This window comes from Bacteroidota bacterium, from assembly GCA_039821555.1.
Classification (GTDB): Bacteria; Bacteroidota; Rhodothermia; order Rhodothermales; family Rubricoccaceae; genus JBCBEX01.
The window spans coordinates 234,496-247,832 of the sequence record JBCBNX010000002.1 but is presented as its reverse complement, the minus strand read 5'-3'; the positions used below and the strand labels follow the sequence as shown (position 1 = coordinate 247,832).

The 13,337-nt window shown below is 68.1% G+C and carries 13 protein-coding genes; 2 read left to right on the top strand and 11 right to left on the bottom strand.

Annotated elements, in window-relative coordinates:
* Window positions 1–15: 15 nt before the first annotated feature.
* Window positions 16–612, bottom strand: coding sequence for a response regulator transcription factor (locus AAFU51_03720; GenBank protein MEO1570354.1), 597 nt, complete (start codon window positions 610–612; stop codon window positions 16–18).
* A 342-nt stretch (window positions 613–954) separates the two neighbouring features.
* Between AAFU51_03720 and AAFU51_03715 the strand changes: the two genes are divergently transcribed.
* Window positions 955–1,608, top strand: coding sequence for an ABC transporter ATP-binding protein (locus AAFU51_03715; protein ID MEO1570353.1), 654 nt, complete (start codon window positions 955–957; stop codon window positions 1,606–1,608).
* 1 nt (window position 1,609) lies between these two features.
* On the opposite strand, the gene AAFU51_03710 is transcribed toward AAFU51_03715, so the two are convergent.
* The 5 genes from AAFU51_03710 to AAFU51_03690 form a co-directional block, all read right to left on the bottom strand.
* Window positions 1,610–2,023: a MaoC family dehydratase gene (locus AAFU51_03710; protein MEO1570352.1), complete on the bottom strand. Its 414-nt coding sequence runs from the start codon at window positions 2,021–2,023 to the stop codon at window positions 1,610–1,612.
* An 81-nt stretch (window positions 2,024–2,104) separates the two neighbouring features.
* Window positions 2,105–2,644: a hypothetical protein gene (locus AAFU51_03705; GenBank protein MEO1570351.1), complete on the bottom strand. Its 540-nt coding sequence runs from the start codon at window positions 2,642–2,644 to the stop codon at window positions 2,105–2,107.
* Window positions 2,645–2,704: 60 nt separating this feature from the next.
* Window positions 2,705–3,235, bottom strand: coding sequence for a Uma2 family endonuclease (locus tag AAFU51_03700; protein ID MEO1570350.1), 531 nt, complete (start codon window positions 3,233–3,235; stop codon window positions 2,705–2,707).
* A 34-nt stretch (window positions 3,236–3,269) separates the two neighbouring features.
* Window positions 3,270–5,282: a DNA topoisomerase (ATP-hydrolyzing) subunit B gene (gene gyrB, locus AAFU51_03695; protein ID MEO1570349.1), complete on the bottom strand. Its 2,013-nt coding sequence runs from the start codon at window positions 5,280–5,282 to the stop codon at window positions 3,270–3,272.
* A 191-nt stretch (window positions 5,283–5,473) separates the two neighbouring features.
* Complete coding sequence (locus AAFU51_03690; GenBank protein ID MEO1570348.1) at window positions 5,474–6,010, bottom strand: hypothetical protein; 537 nt, start codon at window positions 6,008–6,010, stop codon at window positions 5,474–5,476.
* 143 nt (window positions 6,011–6,153) lie between these two features.
* Between AAFU51_03690 and AAFU51_03685 the strand changes: the two genes are divergently transcribed.
* Window positions 6,154–7,347, top strand: a complete 1,194-nt coding sequence (locus AAFU51_03685) for a hypothetical protein (protein ID MEO1570347.1) — start codon at window positions 6,154–6,156, stop codon at window positions 7,345–7,347.
* Here the strand turns inward: AAFU51_03685 and AAFU51_03680 are convergent.
* The 5 genes from AAFU51_03680 to dnaX all read right to left on the bottom strand — a co-directional run bounded on the left by AAFU51_03680 (window position 7,291) and on the right by dnaX (window position 13,273).
* Entirely contained in the window at window positions 7,291–7,767 is a 477-nt protein-coding gene (locus tag AAFU51_03680) for a hypothetical protein (protein MEO1570346.1), read from the bottom strand. The genes AAFU51_03685 and AAFU51_03680 overlap by 57 nt on opposite strands.
* A gap of 93 nt (window positions 7,768–7,860) precedes the next feature.
* Window positions 7,861–9,294, bottom strand: a complete 1,434-nt coding sequence (locus AAFU51_03675) for an LptF/LptG family permease (GenBank protein ID MEO1570345.1) — start codon at window positions 9,292–9,294, stop codon at window positions 7,861–7,863.
* A gap of 263 nt (window positions 9,295–9,557) precedes the next feature.
* Window positions 9,558–10,241 carry a recombination mediator RecR gene (locus AAFU51_03670; protein MEO1570344.1) on the bottom strand — a complete coding sequence of 228 codons (684 nt, stop codon included), beginning with the start codon at window positions 10,239–10,241 and terminating at the stop codon, window positions 9,558–9,560.
* A 141-nt stretch (window positions 10,242–10,382) separates the two neighbouring features.
* A complete protein-coding gene (locus tag AAFU51_03665) occupies window positions 10,383–10,703 on the bottom strand; it encodes a YbaB/EbfC family nucleoid-associated protein (GenBank protein MEO1570343.1) in 321 nt (106 codons plus the stop codon).
* 104 nt (window positions 10,704–10,807) lie between these two features.
* Window positions 10,808–13,273, bottom strand: coding sequence for a DNA polymerase III subunit gamma/tau (gene dnaX / locus AAFU51_03660; GenBank protein ID MEO1570342.1), 2,466 nt, complete (start codon window positions 13,271–13,273; stop codon window positions 10,808–10,810).
* Between the last annotated feature and the right edge of the window lie 64 nt (window positions 13,274–13,337).

The window sequence follows — 13,337 nt, the reverse complement described above, 5'->3', positions numbered from 1 at the left end:
AGCACCATCACGCCCTCAGATCGAGAGCTTGCCCAGACGGGCGGCCTTGATGACGGCCTCCGTGCGCGAGTGCGCGCCGAGCTTCCGCAGCAGCGACGCCACGTGGAACTTCGCCGTGTTGTCCGAGACGCCGAGGCGGTCGGCGATGAGCTTGTTGGGCAGGCCCTCGGCCACGAGCGCCAGCACCTCCTGCTCACGCGGTGTGAGCGCCGGGCCGACATCCTCCGGCGTAGCGTCGCGCTGCACGACATCGGCGAAGCGCGGGGCGACGACCACGAGGCCGCGGTAGGCCGCTACGAGCGCCGCGGCCAACGCATCGGGCGCAACCGTCGCCGGGAGCAGCGTGCGCGCGCCGACCTGCCACGCCCACCGCGCCGCCGCGTCGTCGTCCACGATGGCGACGAGCGGCGCTTCGGTGTCAGGCGTCCCGGCGGAGTCGGTGTCCCAGAGCACCACGTCGGCGGCGCCATGCCGGACGGGGACAGTCCGATAGCCCGGCGCGGTCCGCAGCCGCTCGGCCCACCGCTCGGCGTCGCCCGCATCCACGCGCACGCAGAGGCGTCCGACATCAGGTACGTCGAGGGCGAACAGGGCGGTCAGCGTCAGCGGCATTACGTCTTGGGAAAAGAGGCAGGTAGCAGAAGTGGTCGGCAAAACGATGCACGCGGGAGGCGGCGCGGGGATCCTGACGCAGCCCTGCGCGGTTGGGCGTCGGGTTTTGCATGCGTTCCTGCATCTTGTCGGCCAGAAGCACGCTACACTTCATTCTTGTCATCCTGAGCGGAATGCGCGAGGCGGATGAGGTCGAGGGATCTGGGTCGCACTATTCTGTTTCGTCGGGACCCGAAAGCTGGCCCGCAGATCCTTTACTACGTGAAGCTTCGCTTTGACTCGCTGACGCTCGCTCAGAATGACAAGGGTCTGGAAGCATCGTCTCTCACCCGTTTCTGTCCGATGTCTGCTGCCCTCGTCCTCGACCGTGTGACCAAACGCTATGGCCAGGGTCCGGCCGTGCTCGACGGCTTCGCGCACACCTTTGCGCCCGGCACCACGACAGCGCTCGTCGGGCCGAACGGCTCCGGCAAGTCGACGCTGCTGCGGCTGCTGATGGCGCTCGCCTTCCCCACGGCGGGCACCATCCGCTACGGCGAGCTAGACGTGCACCGTAGCCCGTACCGCTACCTCCGGCACGTCGGCATCGTCCACGACGCGCCGCGCCTGCCGCAGCACCTCACGGCGGTCGAGTTGCTCGAATGGGTCCTCCGCCAGCGCGGTCAGTGGGACGACGGGGCCGCGGCTCGCGTGGAGGCGCTGCTCGACACGGTGCTGCTCGACGAGCGGCGCACGCAGGTCATCGGGACGTATTCGAGCGGGATGCTCCGCAAGACGCAGCTCGCCGCCGCGCTCGTGGCGAAGCCGTCGGTGTTGCTCATGGACGAGCCGTTCCGCGGCCTCGACACCGCCGCCACGGCTGCCGCGCTCGACCTCGTGCGGGCGCACATCGCCGCGGGCGGCCTCGCCGTGCTCTCCAGCCACCGCGCCGACCTCCTCGACGTGCTCGCCGACGAGACAGTCACGCTCGGACGCGTCGTGGAAGTGGTGGACTGACTTACTCCTTCGGCGGGATCACGACGGCCTCGCCGCCGCAGGCCATCTTGCCGCCGCGGTAGACGTAGACCTTCGCCTTGACGTGCCCGAAGCGCTCGATCTTCTCGGCGATCTTGACTTCGATGGTCACCTCGGAGTCGACGGGCACGGGACGTAGGAACTTGGCGGAGAGCGAGACGGCGACGGAGCCGTGGCCGGGGTAGTCGCGCCCGAGCACCTTCGAGATGTAGCCGAGCAGCAGTGCGCCGTGGGCGATGGGCTGCCCGAAGTCGGTCGTGGCGGCGTACTCGGCGTCAACGTGGATGGGGTTGTCGTCGCCCGTGAGGTCGGCGTAGGCGCGCACGTCGGCGGCGGAGACGTTCATGACCGTCTCGAAGGTGTCGCCGACGTTGAGGGAGTCGTAGGTGTGAGCCATGGGGAGGTGAAGCGGGGTGGTTGAAGGCGTGACCTGTCCACCAAACCTACGCCTTCCGCTCGCTACTGGAGAAGCGACCTGTTACCAGTCGTGACGGCCCCAGAAATCAGGGAGGTCCCGAAGCTGCATGTCGAAGAGCGATGACGGCTCGCCGATCCAGTCACTTGGTGCGTCACCGGGTTCGGAGACGTAGCCCACGCGCAGCCGGTCGCCCCAGACCTGGTAGGCATAGTGCCTCTCTTCATGCCGATCCGTCGCCACCAAGTAGCCGTTTTCTACGCGGACCTCTGCGAGCTGAAGCGTGGCGCTGGATGTCTTGAAGGGGAGGAGCACGGACCAAACGTCCGGGAGCGACCATGCAATGCGATACTGGTCGCTCCATCGCACTTCGAGAATGCCCGTTGAGTCGGTGTCGAAGACGTAGCGATAGTCGGCGCGGGAGAACTGGCCACACGGAATCTGGTAGTCTCGGCCTTCCCACACCCCTACGAGCGTGTCCGGGTCGCCGACTACCTTCGTCAGCCCGTCCTGTCCCCTGACATAGAGCACATAGAACGCGACGTTCCTCATCGTCGGGAGCGCGCAGACGTAGAGAAAGAGACAGAGGCCGAGCAGGCGCATCGCGAACCACGTGACTGGTGAGCAGATGGCTCCCAGACTCCATCGCGCTAGCGACGTTGCTCAGCTCTCCAACTGCGAAGGAAAGTCCGGTGCGATCTCCGAGCGCTCGCGTTGGCCTTTAGGTCCGAAGAAGCGGACGCGGCCGTTGAGGTCGCAGAGCCACACCTCCTGTGCGCCCTTAGCGAGGTAGAGCGCCACCTTCTCTTGCATCTCTGCCTCAGTGTTCGACGGAGACTTGACTTCAACGCAGAGTTCAGGCGCGGTCGTGTACGGGGTAGCGTACCCGTGCTCGGCGATAAATTCCGGCGAGGCCCAGGCCACATCGGCTACACGCACCCCCTCGGTGGTGTCGATGGAGCACTCGCCCAGGACGCGGTTGCCGAGCATTGCTCTGAGCGTTGCCGCAATCTCGATTTGAAGGGCGCCGTGCCAGTTAGATGCGGGACTCATGAGGATCTGGCCGCGCTCGTTGAGCTCGATCTTGAACGGGAGGTCCTGAAGCGCCGGGTGCGTGAGTACGTCCGCCCACGTCATCGGGGCGTCGTAGGTCGGCAGCGGCCTCGGCGGTGCTTTGGTCGTCACATCGTCCATACCTCCATACCCTCACACGTACACACCGATACCGCTAGGTATCGATCGTCGCGTACTTCGCGTTGCGCTCGATGAACTTGCGGCGGGGCTCGACGGCGTCGCCCATCAGCGTCGAGAACGTGCGGTCGGCGGTGGCCGCGTCCTCGATGGCGACGCGCTGGAGCATCCGGAATTCCGGGTCCATGGTCGTATTCCAGAGCTGGTCGGGGTTCATCTCGCCGAGGCCCTTGTAGCGCTGCACCGAGACGCCGCGCGTCCCGCCGAGCTCCTCGATGGCGGTGCGGAGTTGGTCGTCGGTCCAGCAGTACTTCTCCTCCTTGCCCTTCTTGGCGCGGTAGAGCGGCGGCAGCGCGATGTAGACGTAGCCAGCCTCCACGAGCGGGCGGAGGTAGCGGTAGAGGAACGTCAGCAGCAGCGTGCGGATGTGCGCGCCGTCCACGTCGGCGTCCGTCATCACGATGACCTTGTGGTAGCGGAGCTTCTCCAGGTCGAACTCCTGGCCATCCACGCCGGTCGCGAGGCCCGTGCCGAGGGCGGTGACCATGTTTTTGATTTCCTCGTTGTCGAGGATCTTGTCGATGCGGGCTTTTTCGACGTTGAGGATCTTGCCGCGCAGCGGGAGGATGGCCTGGAAGTGGCGGTCGCGGGCCTGCTTGGCGGAGCCACCGGCGGAGTCGCCCTCCACGAGGTAGAGCTCCGAAATCGAGGCGTCCTTCGAGGCGCAGTCGGCGAGCTTGCCGGGGAGGCCGCCGCCCGAGAAGGCGCTCTTGCGCTGGACGAGCTCGCGCGCCCGCCGCGCGGCGATGCGGGCCTGGGCGGAGAGCGCCACCTTCTGGATGATCGTCTTCGCCTCCTTCGGGTGGTCGTCGAGCCACTCCTGGAGCTTCTGCCCCACGAGGCTCTCGACGGCGCCCTGCACCTCCGAGTTGCCGAGCTTGGTCTTGGTCTGGCCCTCGAACTGGGGCTCGGCGACCTTGACAGAGATCACGGCCGTGATGCCCTCGCGGAAGTCGTCGCCGGAGAGCTCCACCTTCTGGTTCTTGAGGAGGTTCTGCTTGTCCGCGTAGCCCTTGAGCGTGCGCGTGAGGGCGCGGCGGAAGCCCGAGATGTGCGTCCCGCCCTCGTGCGTGTTGATGTTGTTGACGAACGAGAGGACGTTCTCGGTGTAGCTCGCGTTGTAGCGCATTGCCACCTCCACGGGCACGTCGCCCGACTCGCCGTCGATCTCGATGATGGTTTCCTGGATCGGCGTGCGCGTCTCGTCGAGGTAGGTGACGAACTCGCGGAGGCCGCCCTCGGAGTGGTAGGTCTCGCTCGCGAGCTCAGGGTCCTCCTCGCGCTCGTCGGTGATGACGATGGTGAGGCCCTTGTTCAGGAACGACAGCTCGCGCATGCGGTCGGCGAGCGTGTCGAAGCGGTACTCCGTTGTCTGGAAGATGCTGGAGTCCGGGTGGAAGTGCACCTTCGTGCCCGTCCCTTCGCCGTCCTTCATCGGGCGCATCTTCTCCAGCGGCCCGGTCGGGATGCCGGCCTGGTACGACTGCGTCCATACGAAGCCCTCGCGCGCCACCTCAACGGTGAGCAGGTCGGAGAGCGCGTTCACGCAGCTCACGCCGACGCCGTGGAGGCCGCCCGAGACCTTGTAGGTGTCCTTGTCGAACTTGCCGCCCGCGTGGAGCACGGTCATCACGACCTCGACGGCGGGCAGCCCCATCTTCGGGTGGATGCCCACCGGGATGCCACGCCCGTTGTCCGTGACCGAGATCGAGTTGTCCGCGTGGATCACGACGTCAATATGGTCGCAGTAGCCCGCGAGCGCCTCGTCGATGGAGTTGTCGACGACCTCGTAGACGAGGTGGTGCAGGCCGCGCGTGCCCACGTCGCCGATGTACATCGCTGGGCGCTTGCGGACGGCTTCGAGCCCTTCGAGAATCTGGATGTTGTCCGCGCCGTAGTTGCCGTTGGAGGCCGGTGCCGCGCCGTTTGCGCCACCGTTTTCGGGGGCGGCCGTGGACGGCGTCTGGAGGTCGGGCGTGTTCTGCGCCATGCTGAAGCGTGTGAGCGTGGGAGTCGGCGGTGGTGTGGGGCCGCGCAGCGTGTCGTACGACCCATCGGGAAAGGTACCAACAGCAACGCCGCGAAGGGGTGACGCGCCGCTGTCAATGACCGTGAAATCGTACGCGGAAACCGCCTTCGGGTTCGATTTTCGCCCGTCCGGTGGCTCCACCGCGTGGCGCGTTACCCAACCAGTGCGAGCGCGTCGGCGAGGCCGTCGAGCAGGTCCGCGAGCGCCGCCGTGAAGGGGCCGAGGTCACGGGCGAACGTGGTTGCGTCGTCGCTGGCGAGCCGTGCGGCATCGGCCTGCACCTGACGGGCTAGCTCGACCGTCGCCTCGGGCACGCTGGGATAGAGGCTCAGCAGCTTCTGGTGGACGACGTGCAACTCGCGCCCGAGCCGGTTCATCATCAGCCGGTCCTCGAACGCCTGCACGAGCGCCGCGCGGTCGTCGAGATCGTCGTCAGCCGCGAGCGTGGCGAGGCGGACGCGCAGCCGCTTCACGTCGTCGGCGAGGTCGCGGGCGAGCGCAGCCAGGTCGGCGCGGGCCGTGCGTTCCGCTTCCTGCTCCGACGGGTCGCGCCCGGCGAGGCGATCGGCGATGGCCTCGCGCACCACGGCCGCTGTGCGCAGCGAGGCGATGAGCGCCATCGCGCGGAGCGCGCCGCCGAGAAAGGGTTCGGGCGCGTCGTCTGAGATCGGGTTGAGGGCATCGGACATAGCGCGCCTCGCACCCGTGGCAGCCCAGGCACGTTCCGGCCACGCCCAGGCTTCGCAGCGATTCCGCCCGGCGCCTCCATGCAGACACAGGCGGAGTCGCTGGGGGCCCGTAGCTTCCGCGCTTTCGTCCTGCCCTGCTCTCGATGCGCCCCGATCCTCGCTCTCTCGAACGCCTCGCCGTGGCCGCTCTCCTCGGCCTCGTGGGCGTGCTCGTCTGGCTCTACGGCGCCATCGACTACGCCAACGAAAGCGGCACCGACCTGCAGTGGTACCGCCCGATGGCGCAGGCCGCGCCGGGGCTGGACCTCACGATGCGGACGCCGTTCGTCTATCGCCCGCTCGGGCCTTGGATGGCGGGCCTCTGGCCCGGCCCTGATCCGGCGGGCTTTTATGTGGGCACGGTCCTCACCGCGCTCGCGCTCGCGGTGCTGCTCTACGCGCTGCTACGCGGCGATGGGATCCGGCCCGGCTTTGCGCTACTTGCGGGCTTCGGCTTCTTCGCGAGCCCCTACGTGTTCGGTGTGCTGGTCTACAACTACTTTCACCTCGCCGATCTCCTTGCCTTCGTGTGGATCGTGGCGGGTCTGCTGTTGCTCTACCGCCGCCGCTGGCTCGGCCTGGCCCTCGTGCTTGCGCTCGGTGCGCTCACCCGCGAGGTATGCCTGCTGCTGATCCCGGCGGCGTTCGTCCATCTCTGGGAGCAGAACCGCCTCCGCGCGGATGGGCGAAGGCTGGCGCTGGCCGTGGTGCCCGCGCTCGTGGTGGCGTTTGGCTATCGCTGGCTTGCCGAGCCGGGGCCGGGCGGGCTGAGCATCGTCGCGTCGCTGCTGGAGGAGGGGCCGAAAGTGGCGCGGCCCGACACGTGGGTGCGACTTCTCGTGATCGCGTGGGCCCCGCTGAGCCTGTGGCCGCTCGTGTTTCCGAAGCAAACGAGGGCCTTCGTGCGCGCCCATCCGCACCGCGCGGTGTTCGCGCTGCTCGTGCTCGCGAGTGTGTTCGTGGGCTATGACCAGGAACGGCTCTTTGCGCCTGCTTTTGTGTTCGTAGCCCCGCTGCTGGGGGCGCTGGTCCAGCACGCGCTCCGGTCGCGCCGGGCGTGGCCGTGGGCGCTCGCCCTCGCCTGTACGATGGTGCTCAACGTGCCGAGCCACCTCGCGGCGCGCTTCCCGCTGCCGAGCCGGGGCTGGACCATCGTGCTGACGCTCACAGCCGTCGGGCTGGCTACGCTCATCGCGCTCGTGCTCCGGTTCACCGCGCCTCCGGTCCCACGGAGCAGCGTCTCACACGCCGACGCGCCGGACGGTGCTGGGCAAGGCATCGAGGGCAAGCCAGCCTGACTCGACGACGCCCCAGAGACCAACGAGTATGGCCTCAGCGGCGTCGTGGCGCAGCGAGGTCGGCCGGTTCGCCCCTGACCAGTCGATGACGGCCCGCGCGAGCGTGTCGGCTTGCTCCTTCGCGCCTTTGCCGGTCCGCTGCTCGCGGGGGTGCAGCAGTAGCCGTCGCCACACGCCCGCATGGATGCGTTTGAAGTCGAGGTCCCGGCGCTCGGCCTCGCGTTCCCAGAGATCGGCGAGGACACCCCCGCCCTCTACCACGAGATGCGTGAGTTGCTTCTCCTCACGAAGCATCGTGAACGCCGCGCGCTTGAGCCGGGCGCGGCTGCCGTAGTTGCGCGAGCGGTACCACGCCAACCGCCCCGCGCGGTCGTAGCACGCAAAGCCGGTGCGAAGGCCGAGGTCGACGGCGAGGAGCATGGGCGTGGCACGGTCGGCTTGTGACGAAGGTGAGGTGCGACGCCGAAGACGTCGTGTGGGTTGCCGGACCGCAACAGCCGACGGCCTCTCCCCCTACTTCTTTCGCTGTGGGATGAGGCTTGCGATGGCCTGGATCGGGTTGCGGTGGGCCGGGTCGCGCGTCTCGCGCCAAAACAACGCCAGCCCGCCCACGCCGCCGAGCGCGTTGGCGATCCACATGCCGAGCCACGGCTCCAGCAGGCCGCGGTCGGCGAGCTTCTCGCCCTGGTTGAGCGTCACCCAGTAAAACAGAAACAAGAACACCGCGAGCGCGCCCACCACGCCGATGCCCACGCGCGGGATTGCGAGCCCGAGCGGGATGCCGACGAGCACGAACACCACGCACGCCATCGCGATGGAAAACTTCTTGTAGATCTCCACCCGGTAGCGGTCGGCGCGCTGCGACTCCCACGAGACGGCGTTCATGGTCTGGTCCGACTCCGAGCGCAGCACCCGGACGCGCTGCATGGCCGTGTCGTAGACGCGGGTCGCATCGCCGGTGCCGAGGCCAGCGAGGACCGGGTGGGCGACCGTCAGCGAGTCTGCGGCCGTCGTGTCCGGCCGGGCGGACGACGAGGCATCCACCTCGCTGAGGTCGGCGGCGACGCGCGTGCGCAGGTCGCGAAGCCGCTGTGCGACCCCGCGGTCGAGTGAGTCCACCACGGCGATCATCTGTGTGGTCTGCATCGTGCGGTCGGAGCGGTCCGAGTCGGAGCGGTCGCGGCGCTCGAAGGAGAGGTCCGTCAGGTCGAGCGTCATGCGGTGGCGGTCGAACTGGAGGCGCTCGTAGCGCTCGATGGTCTGCGCGAGCCCGCGTCCGGCGGCTTCGCGCTGGGTCCGCATCTGGTGGATCTCGCCGTCGAAGAGCGTCAGTTCTAGGCGGTCGCCGAGGCTGGCGAGCGTCGCCGAGGCGGCCGCGATGGTGCGGCGCTCCGTCGAGCCGCCGCTGTGGTCGAACACCCGCACGCCGAGCAGTTCGTTCGAGTCGGCGGGGGCGTCCTCGACGAAGATGCTGTAGCCCTTCAGCTCAGTGAAGAAGGTCCCCGCTTCGAGTTGGAAGCCCGGCTTCTTGTCGCGAATGTCGCGCCAGAGGCCGCCCATGCGGAAGTTGGCCTCGGGCAGCATCACGTTGTTGAAGTAGGCCATCCCCGTCGCCATCACGAAGCCAAAGATGAGCACCGGCCACGCCACCTGCAGCAGCGAGATGCCCGAGCTTTTGACGACGAGGTAGGCGCGCGACTCGGCGAGCTTCCCGAACGCCGCCAGCGTGGCGATGAGCACCGACATCGGCACGGCGAGCGTGACCATGTAGGCGAGGCTGTACGCGACCAGTTCGACGAGCACCCCCAGCGGCAGGCCGCGCCCTACCAGGTCCGGCAGGTGCCGGATCAGAAACTGCATCAGCAGCAGAAACATCAGCGTCGCGAAGCTGCCGACGAGGGGGATCGGCAGGCTACGGAGCAGCGTCCAGTGGAGGGTGCGGAGCACGCGGCGAGGCGGCGGGTGCGTGGGAAACGGGCGCGCAGAAGATCCGACAGGGGCGGTGTGAACGCAGAACAAGACCGCTGGGATATGAACGTCGGCCTTGTTGGAGACCTGGCGAGTTGCTAGCGCTCTTGTCATGCCGAACGCGGTTCAGCATCTCAGCGATGCTCCAAAGCACCGCCCTCGTCAGAGATGGGCTTCGCCTGACCTCGGCTTCGAGTCAAGCGTCGGAGGACGCAACAACAACGCTGATGCCAAGCGTGGTATTACACACTCGCGCGGCCTTCGAGCGCGCGGCTGAGCGTCGCCTCATCAGCATATTCCAGGTCGCCGCCGATGGGGAGGCCGCGGGCGATGCGCGTCACGCGGGGTCCGAGCGGCTGGATGAGGCCCGAGAGGTAGATCGCCGTTGCGTCGCCCTCGACGTTCGGGTTCATGGCGAGGATGACCTCCTGTACAGGCACGGTCGCGTGCTCGTTCATGTAGTTCGCGACGGGCTCGGCGATGTCGGCAGGGAGGCTTGGCGGCATGCCCTCGGGCGTCCGGCTGCGGCCCACGCGCGCGATGAGTTCGCGCACCTTCAACTCGTCCGGACCGATGCCTTCGAGCGGTGAGATCACGCCGCCGAGCACGTGGTAGAGGCCGCGAAACTCACCCGTGCGTTCGAGCGCGAGCACGTCGTTCGGCTCCTCCACGACGCAGACCACGCTTCGGTCGCGCTTCGGCGAGGCGCAGATGGGGCACGGGTCCACGTCGGTGATGTTGCAGCAGATGCCGCACGTCTTGACGCGGTCCTTCACCGCCACGAGTGCCTTAGCCAGTTCGACCACGTCCTCGCGCGGCATCTTGAGCACGTAGGCCGCGAGCCGCTGCGCCGTCTTGCGCCCAACGGTGGGCAGCTTGGCGAACTGCTCCACGAGCGCTTCGACCGACTCGGAGGTGAGGTGCATGGTGGGTTTTTGTCCTTAGTCCTTGGTCCTTCGTGGGAGGCGGAAAATCACACCGCGCGCTGACAAACGTGCGTCAGTGGCACGCACCGACGAGATGCTGCATTGGACACCTACCAGTGACCAAGGACAAAGGACGAGGGGCTAAAACCCCATCTGGTCGAGGCCCATGCCGGGCGGGAGGAACGCGCCCGCCGCGCCGCGCATCTCGCGCTCGCGCAGCGCCGCGGACTCGTCGAGGGCCTTGTTGACTCCAGCGATGAGGAGGTCTTCGAGCAGTTCGGCGTCGCCGGGGTTGATGACGGCCGGTTCGAGCTTGATGGCGCGGATGGCCCCGGTACCGTCGGCGGTCACGGTGACCATGCCGCCGCCCGCTTCCGCGGTGACGGTCTTCTCCTTAAGGGCCGCCTGGCTGTCGGCCATCTTCTGCTGCATCTCCTGCATCTTGCCGAACAGGTCGGCCATGTTGAGGTTGCCGTTCATTGGTCTAAGTGTCAAGTGGCAAGGTTCAAGTAGCAAGGATTCTGTAAGCGGGACATGGTACTTGCCCACTTGTCACCTGCCACATATCAGTACACGATTTCGGCCCCGAAGCGCTCGAAGAGGAGGCGCACGACGGGGTGCGACTGGCGCAGGCGCTTGAACGCCTCGAACGGGTCGGCGGCGGCGGCGGTTTCGGGCAGCGCCTCGGGCGCGGCGACCACGAACCGAAGCGCAGGCGTGCCGTCGGCGTCGGTGCCGAGTTCGGCGGCGAGGTGCACGGCGAGGCGGTCGGTCTCGCTCGTGAGCAGGGTGCGTGTGAAGTCGTCCGCGACGACGACCTCGACTGCGCCACGGTGCACGCGCTGCGGCTGTGCGTTGGACAGCAGCGCCGCGATGTGGACCCGGTCGGCCTTGACGCGCGCATGCAGCCCGCCCCACGCCGACTGGACGCGGCCCAGCGAGACGCCAAAGTCGTCGGCGCCTGGCAGGTCAGCAGGCACGGCGATGGCAACGTCGGCACCATCGCCCATCGCCCTCGACCCGTCGCCGCCGAGGCTCGACGGCGGCCGATTCAGCGCGGGCGGATCGAAGAGGCCGGGGAAGAGCGGAGTGGCGTCGCCGCCAACCGGCGGGCGGTGAGGCTCGTCAGCCTCATCGCTCGCGGCGGGGGCAGGTGTCACCGGAGACGACGACGGTACTGGAGACGACGGCGGTGCTGGAGGCGAGGGCGCGACGGCGGGCAGCGGCGTAGGAAGCTCCGAAGCACTGTAGCCGTCCTCGTCCGTGCCGAAGTCGTCGTACGCGTCGATGGGGGGCAGGTCGCCACGGCCGTCGTCGAACGGGGGCGGTGCGGGCGACTCAGCCTGCTCAGGTACTTCAGCTACGGGCTCTGTTGCAGCGGACACGGAGGTTGCCGGTGTCGCTTCCGGTGCTGGGGTTGGAGTCGCAACCTCTGGAGCGAGAGAGGCCACGTTGCTCGGTGTCGGTTGCGGTGCCATCTCCTCCCTGCTGGCGGGCGGCGCGTCAACGACCGGCTTCTCGACCAGAAGCGAAGGGGTCGCTGGCGTCAGTGCTGCTGCTGGCGCAGTCGCAGGCTCGCGAACGGCCGATGGCCCAGAGGCGGGGGCAGCAAGCTCTGGTGGTAGCACAGGCTCAGGACGCAACGGGGTGTCCGGCTGCGAAGGTGTGCTGTCGGGTGCGGAGTCGGCGACGTGCGTCGACGTAGGTGCCGCCGGGGCCGGAGCAACCGTTGGAGCAGGGGACGCGCTACCGTCCCCCGGCGCGTTTCCCGCCGCACCAGACGGTGTGGCTATCGAATCGTCCGGCACGGCTACCGAACCGCCCGGCACGATCACTGCGCCGCCGTCGAGCGTGCCGCTTGCGAGGGCGGCTTCGAGGCGTTCGAGCTTCGCCAGCACCGCCGTGAGATCCGTCGCCTTCGCCAGCGAGGCTAGCTTGAGGAGCGCTAGCTCGAGCTTGAGGCGGGGCTGCGGCGCCATCTTGAGCGCCTGCTCAGTCTCGTCAGCGATCATCAGCATCCGCAGCAGGTCGGCCTCGGCGAACGGCCCAGCGGCCTGGACATAGCGCGCCTGCACAGCATCGGTCGCCTCGATGAGCGTGCCGTCGCCGGTCGTCTTCACGGCGAGGAGGTCGCGGAGGTGCTCGGCGAGCCCGGCGAGGTACTCCGTGAGGTCGTAGCCGCGCGCCATCAGCCGGTCCACGAGACGGAGCATCCCGGCGCGGTCGTGTGCGAGTGCGAGCGCGGTCGTCTCGAAGAAGAGGTCGGTGTCGACCACGCCGAGGGCATCGGCGAGGGCATCGTAGCGGAGGTCGGTGCCGCAGAGCGAGACGGCCTGGTCGAAGATCGAGAGCGCGTCGCGGAGGGCCCCGTCGCCCTTGCGCGCGAGCAGCATCAGCGCCTCGGCGTCGGCCGTGATGCCTTCCTCGTGCGCAATGTGCTGCAGTCGGCTCACGATCTCCGGCACGGCGATGCGCCGGAAGTCGAAGCGCTGCGTGCGGCTCAGGATCGTCGGGAGGACCTTGTGCGGCTCCGTCGTGGCGAAGATGAACAGGACGTGCGGCGGCGGCTCTTCGAGCGTCTTCAGGAGCGCGTTGAACGCGCCCTGCGAGAGCATGTGCACCTCGTCGAGGATGTAGATCTTCTTGCGCGCGCCCTGCGGGGGGATGCGGACCTTCTCCCGGAGGTCACGGATGTCGTCCACGCGGTTGTTCGACGCCGCGTCCACCTCGATGATGTTGAGCGAGCGGCCCTCCTCGAATGCCCGGCACGAGTCGCACGCCCGGCACGGCTCGGCGCCCGTGCGCTCACTCAGCGGCGTGGTGCAGTTGATGGCCTTCGCCACGAGGCGCGCGGCGGTGGTCTTGCCCACGCCGCGGGGGCCGCTGAAGAGGTAGGCTTGTGCGAGGCGGTCGTGCAGGATCGCGTTCTGGAGCGTCTGCGCGACGTGCTCCTGCGCGACGAGGTCGGCGAAGGTCTGCGGGCGGTACTTGCGGGCCGTGACGAGGTAGCGGCCAGCCGGTGCGTCGGCCATGTCCAGGACGGTCGGGAGGTGCGGGAGCGCGGGCGCGCGGGTCCCGAATGTGCGGACCGAGCGC

Excerpts from the sequence above, each read along its gene's own strand:
- AAFU51_03700 (MEO1570350.1), bottom strand. The coding sequence starts at position 3,235 with ATGGACGATGTGACGACCAAAGCACCGCCGAGGCCGCTGCCGACCTAC.
- AAFU51_03670 (MEO1570344.1), bottom strand. The coding sequence starts at position 10,241 with ATGCACCTCACCTCCGAGTCGGTCGAAGCGCTCGTGGAGCAGTTCGCC.
- AAFU51_03710 (MEO1570352.1), bottom strand. The coding sequence starts at position 2,023 with ATGGCTCACACCTACGACTCCCTCAACGTCGGCGACACCTTCGAGACG.
- AAFU51_03665 (MEO1570343.1), bottom strand. The coding sequence starts at position 10,703 with ATGGCCGACCTGTTCGGCAAGATGCAGGAGATGCAGCAGAAGATGGCC.
- AAFU51_03715 (MEO1570353.1), top strand. The coding sequence starts at position 955 with ATGTCTGCTGCCCTCGTCCTCGACCGTGTGACCAAACGCTATGGCCAG.
- AAFU51_03680 (MEO1570346.1), bottom strand. The coding sequence starts at position 7,767 with ATGCTCCTCGCCGTCGACCTCGGCCTTCGCACCGGCTTTGCGTGCTAC.
- AAFU51_03685 (MEO1570347.1), top strand. The coding sequence starts at position 6,154 with ATGCGCCCCGATCCTCGCTCTCTCGAACGCCTCGCCGTGGCCGCTCTC.
- AAFU51_03705 (MEO1570351.1), bottom strand. The coding sequence starts at position 2,644 with ATGCGCCTGCTCGGCCTCTGTCTCTTTCTCTACGTCTGCGCGCTCCCG.
- dnaX (MEO1570342.1), bottom strand. The coding sequence starts at position 13,273 with ATGGCCGACGCACCGGCTGGCCGCTACCTCGTCACGGCCCGCAAGTAC.
- AAFU51_03690 (MEO1570348.1), bottom strand. The coding sequence starts at position 6,010 with ATGTCCGATGCCCTCAACCCGATCTCAGACGACGCGCCCGAACCCTTT.
- gyrB (MEO1570349.1), bottom strand. The coding sequence starts at position 5,282 with ATGGCGCAGAACACGCCCGACCTCCAGACGCCGTCCACGGCCGCCCCC.
- AAFU51_03720 (MEO1570354.1), bottom strand. The coding sequence starts at position 612 with ATGCCGCTGACGCTGACCGCCCTGTTCGCCCTCGACGTACCTGATGTC.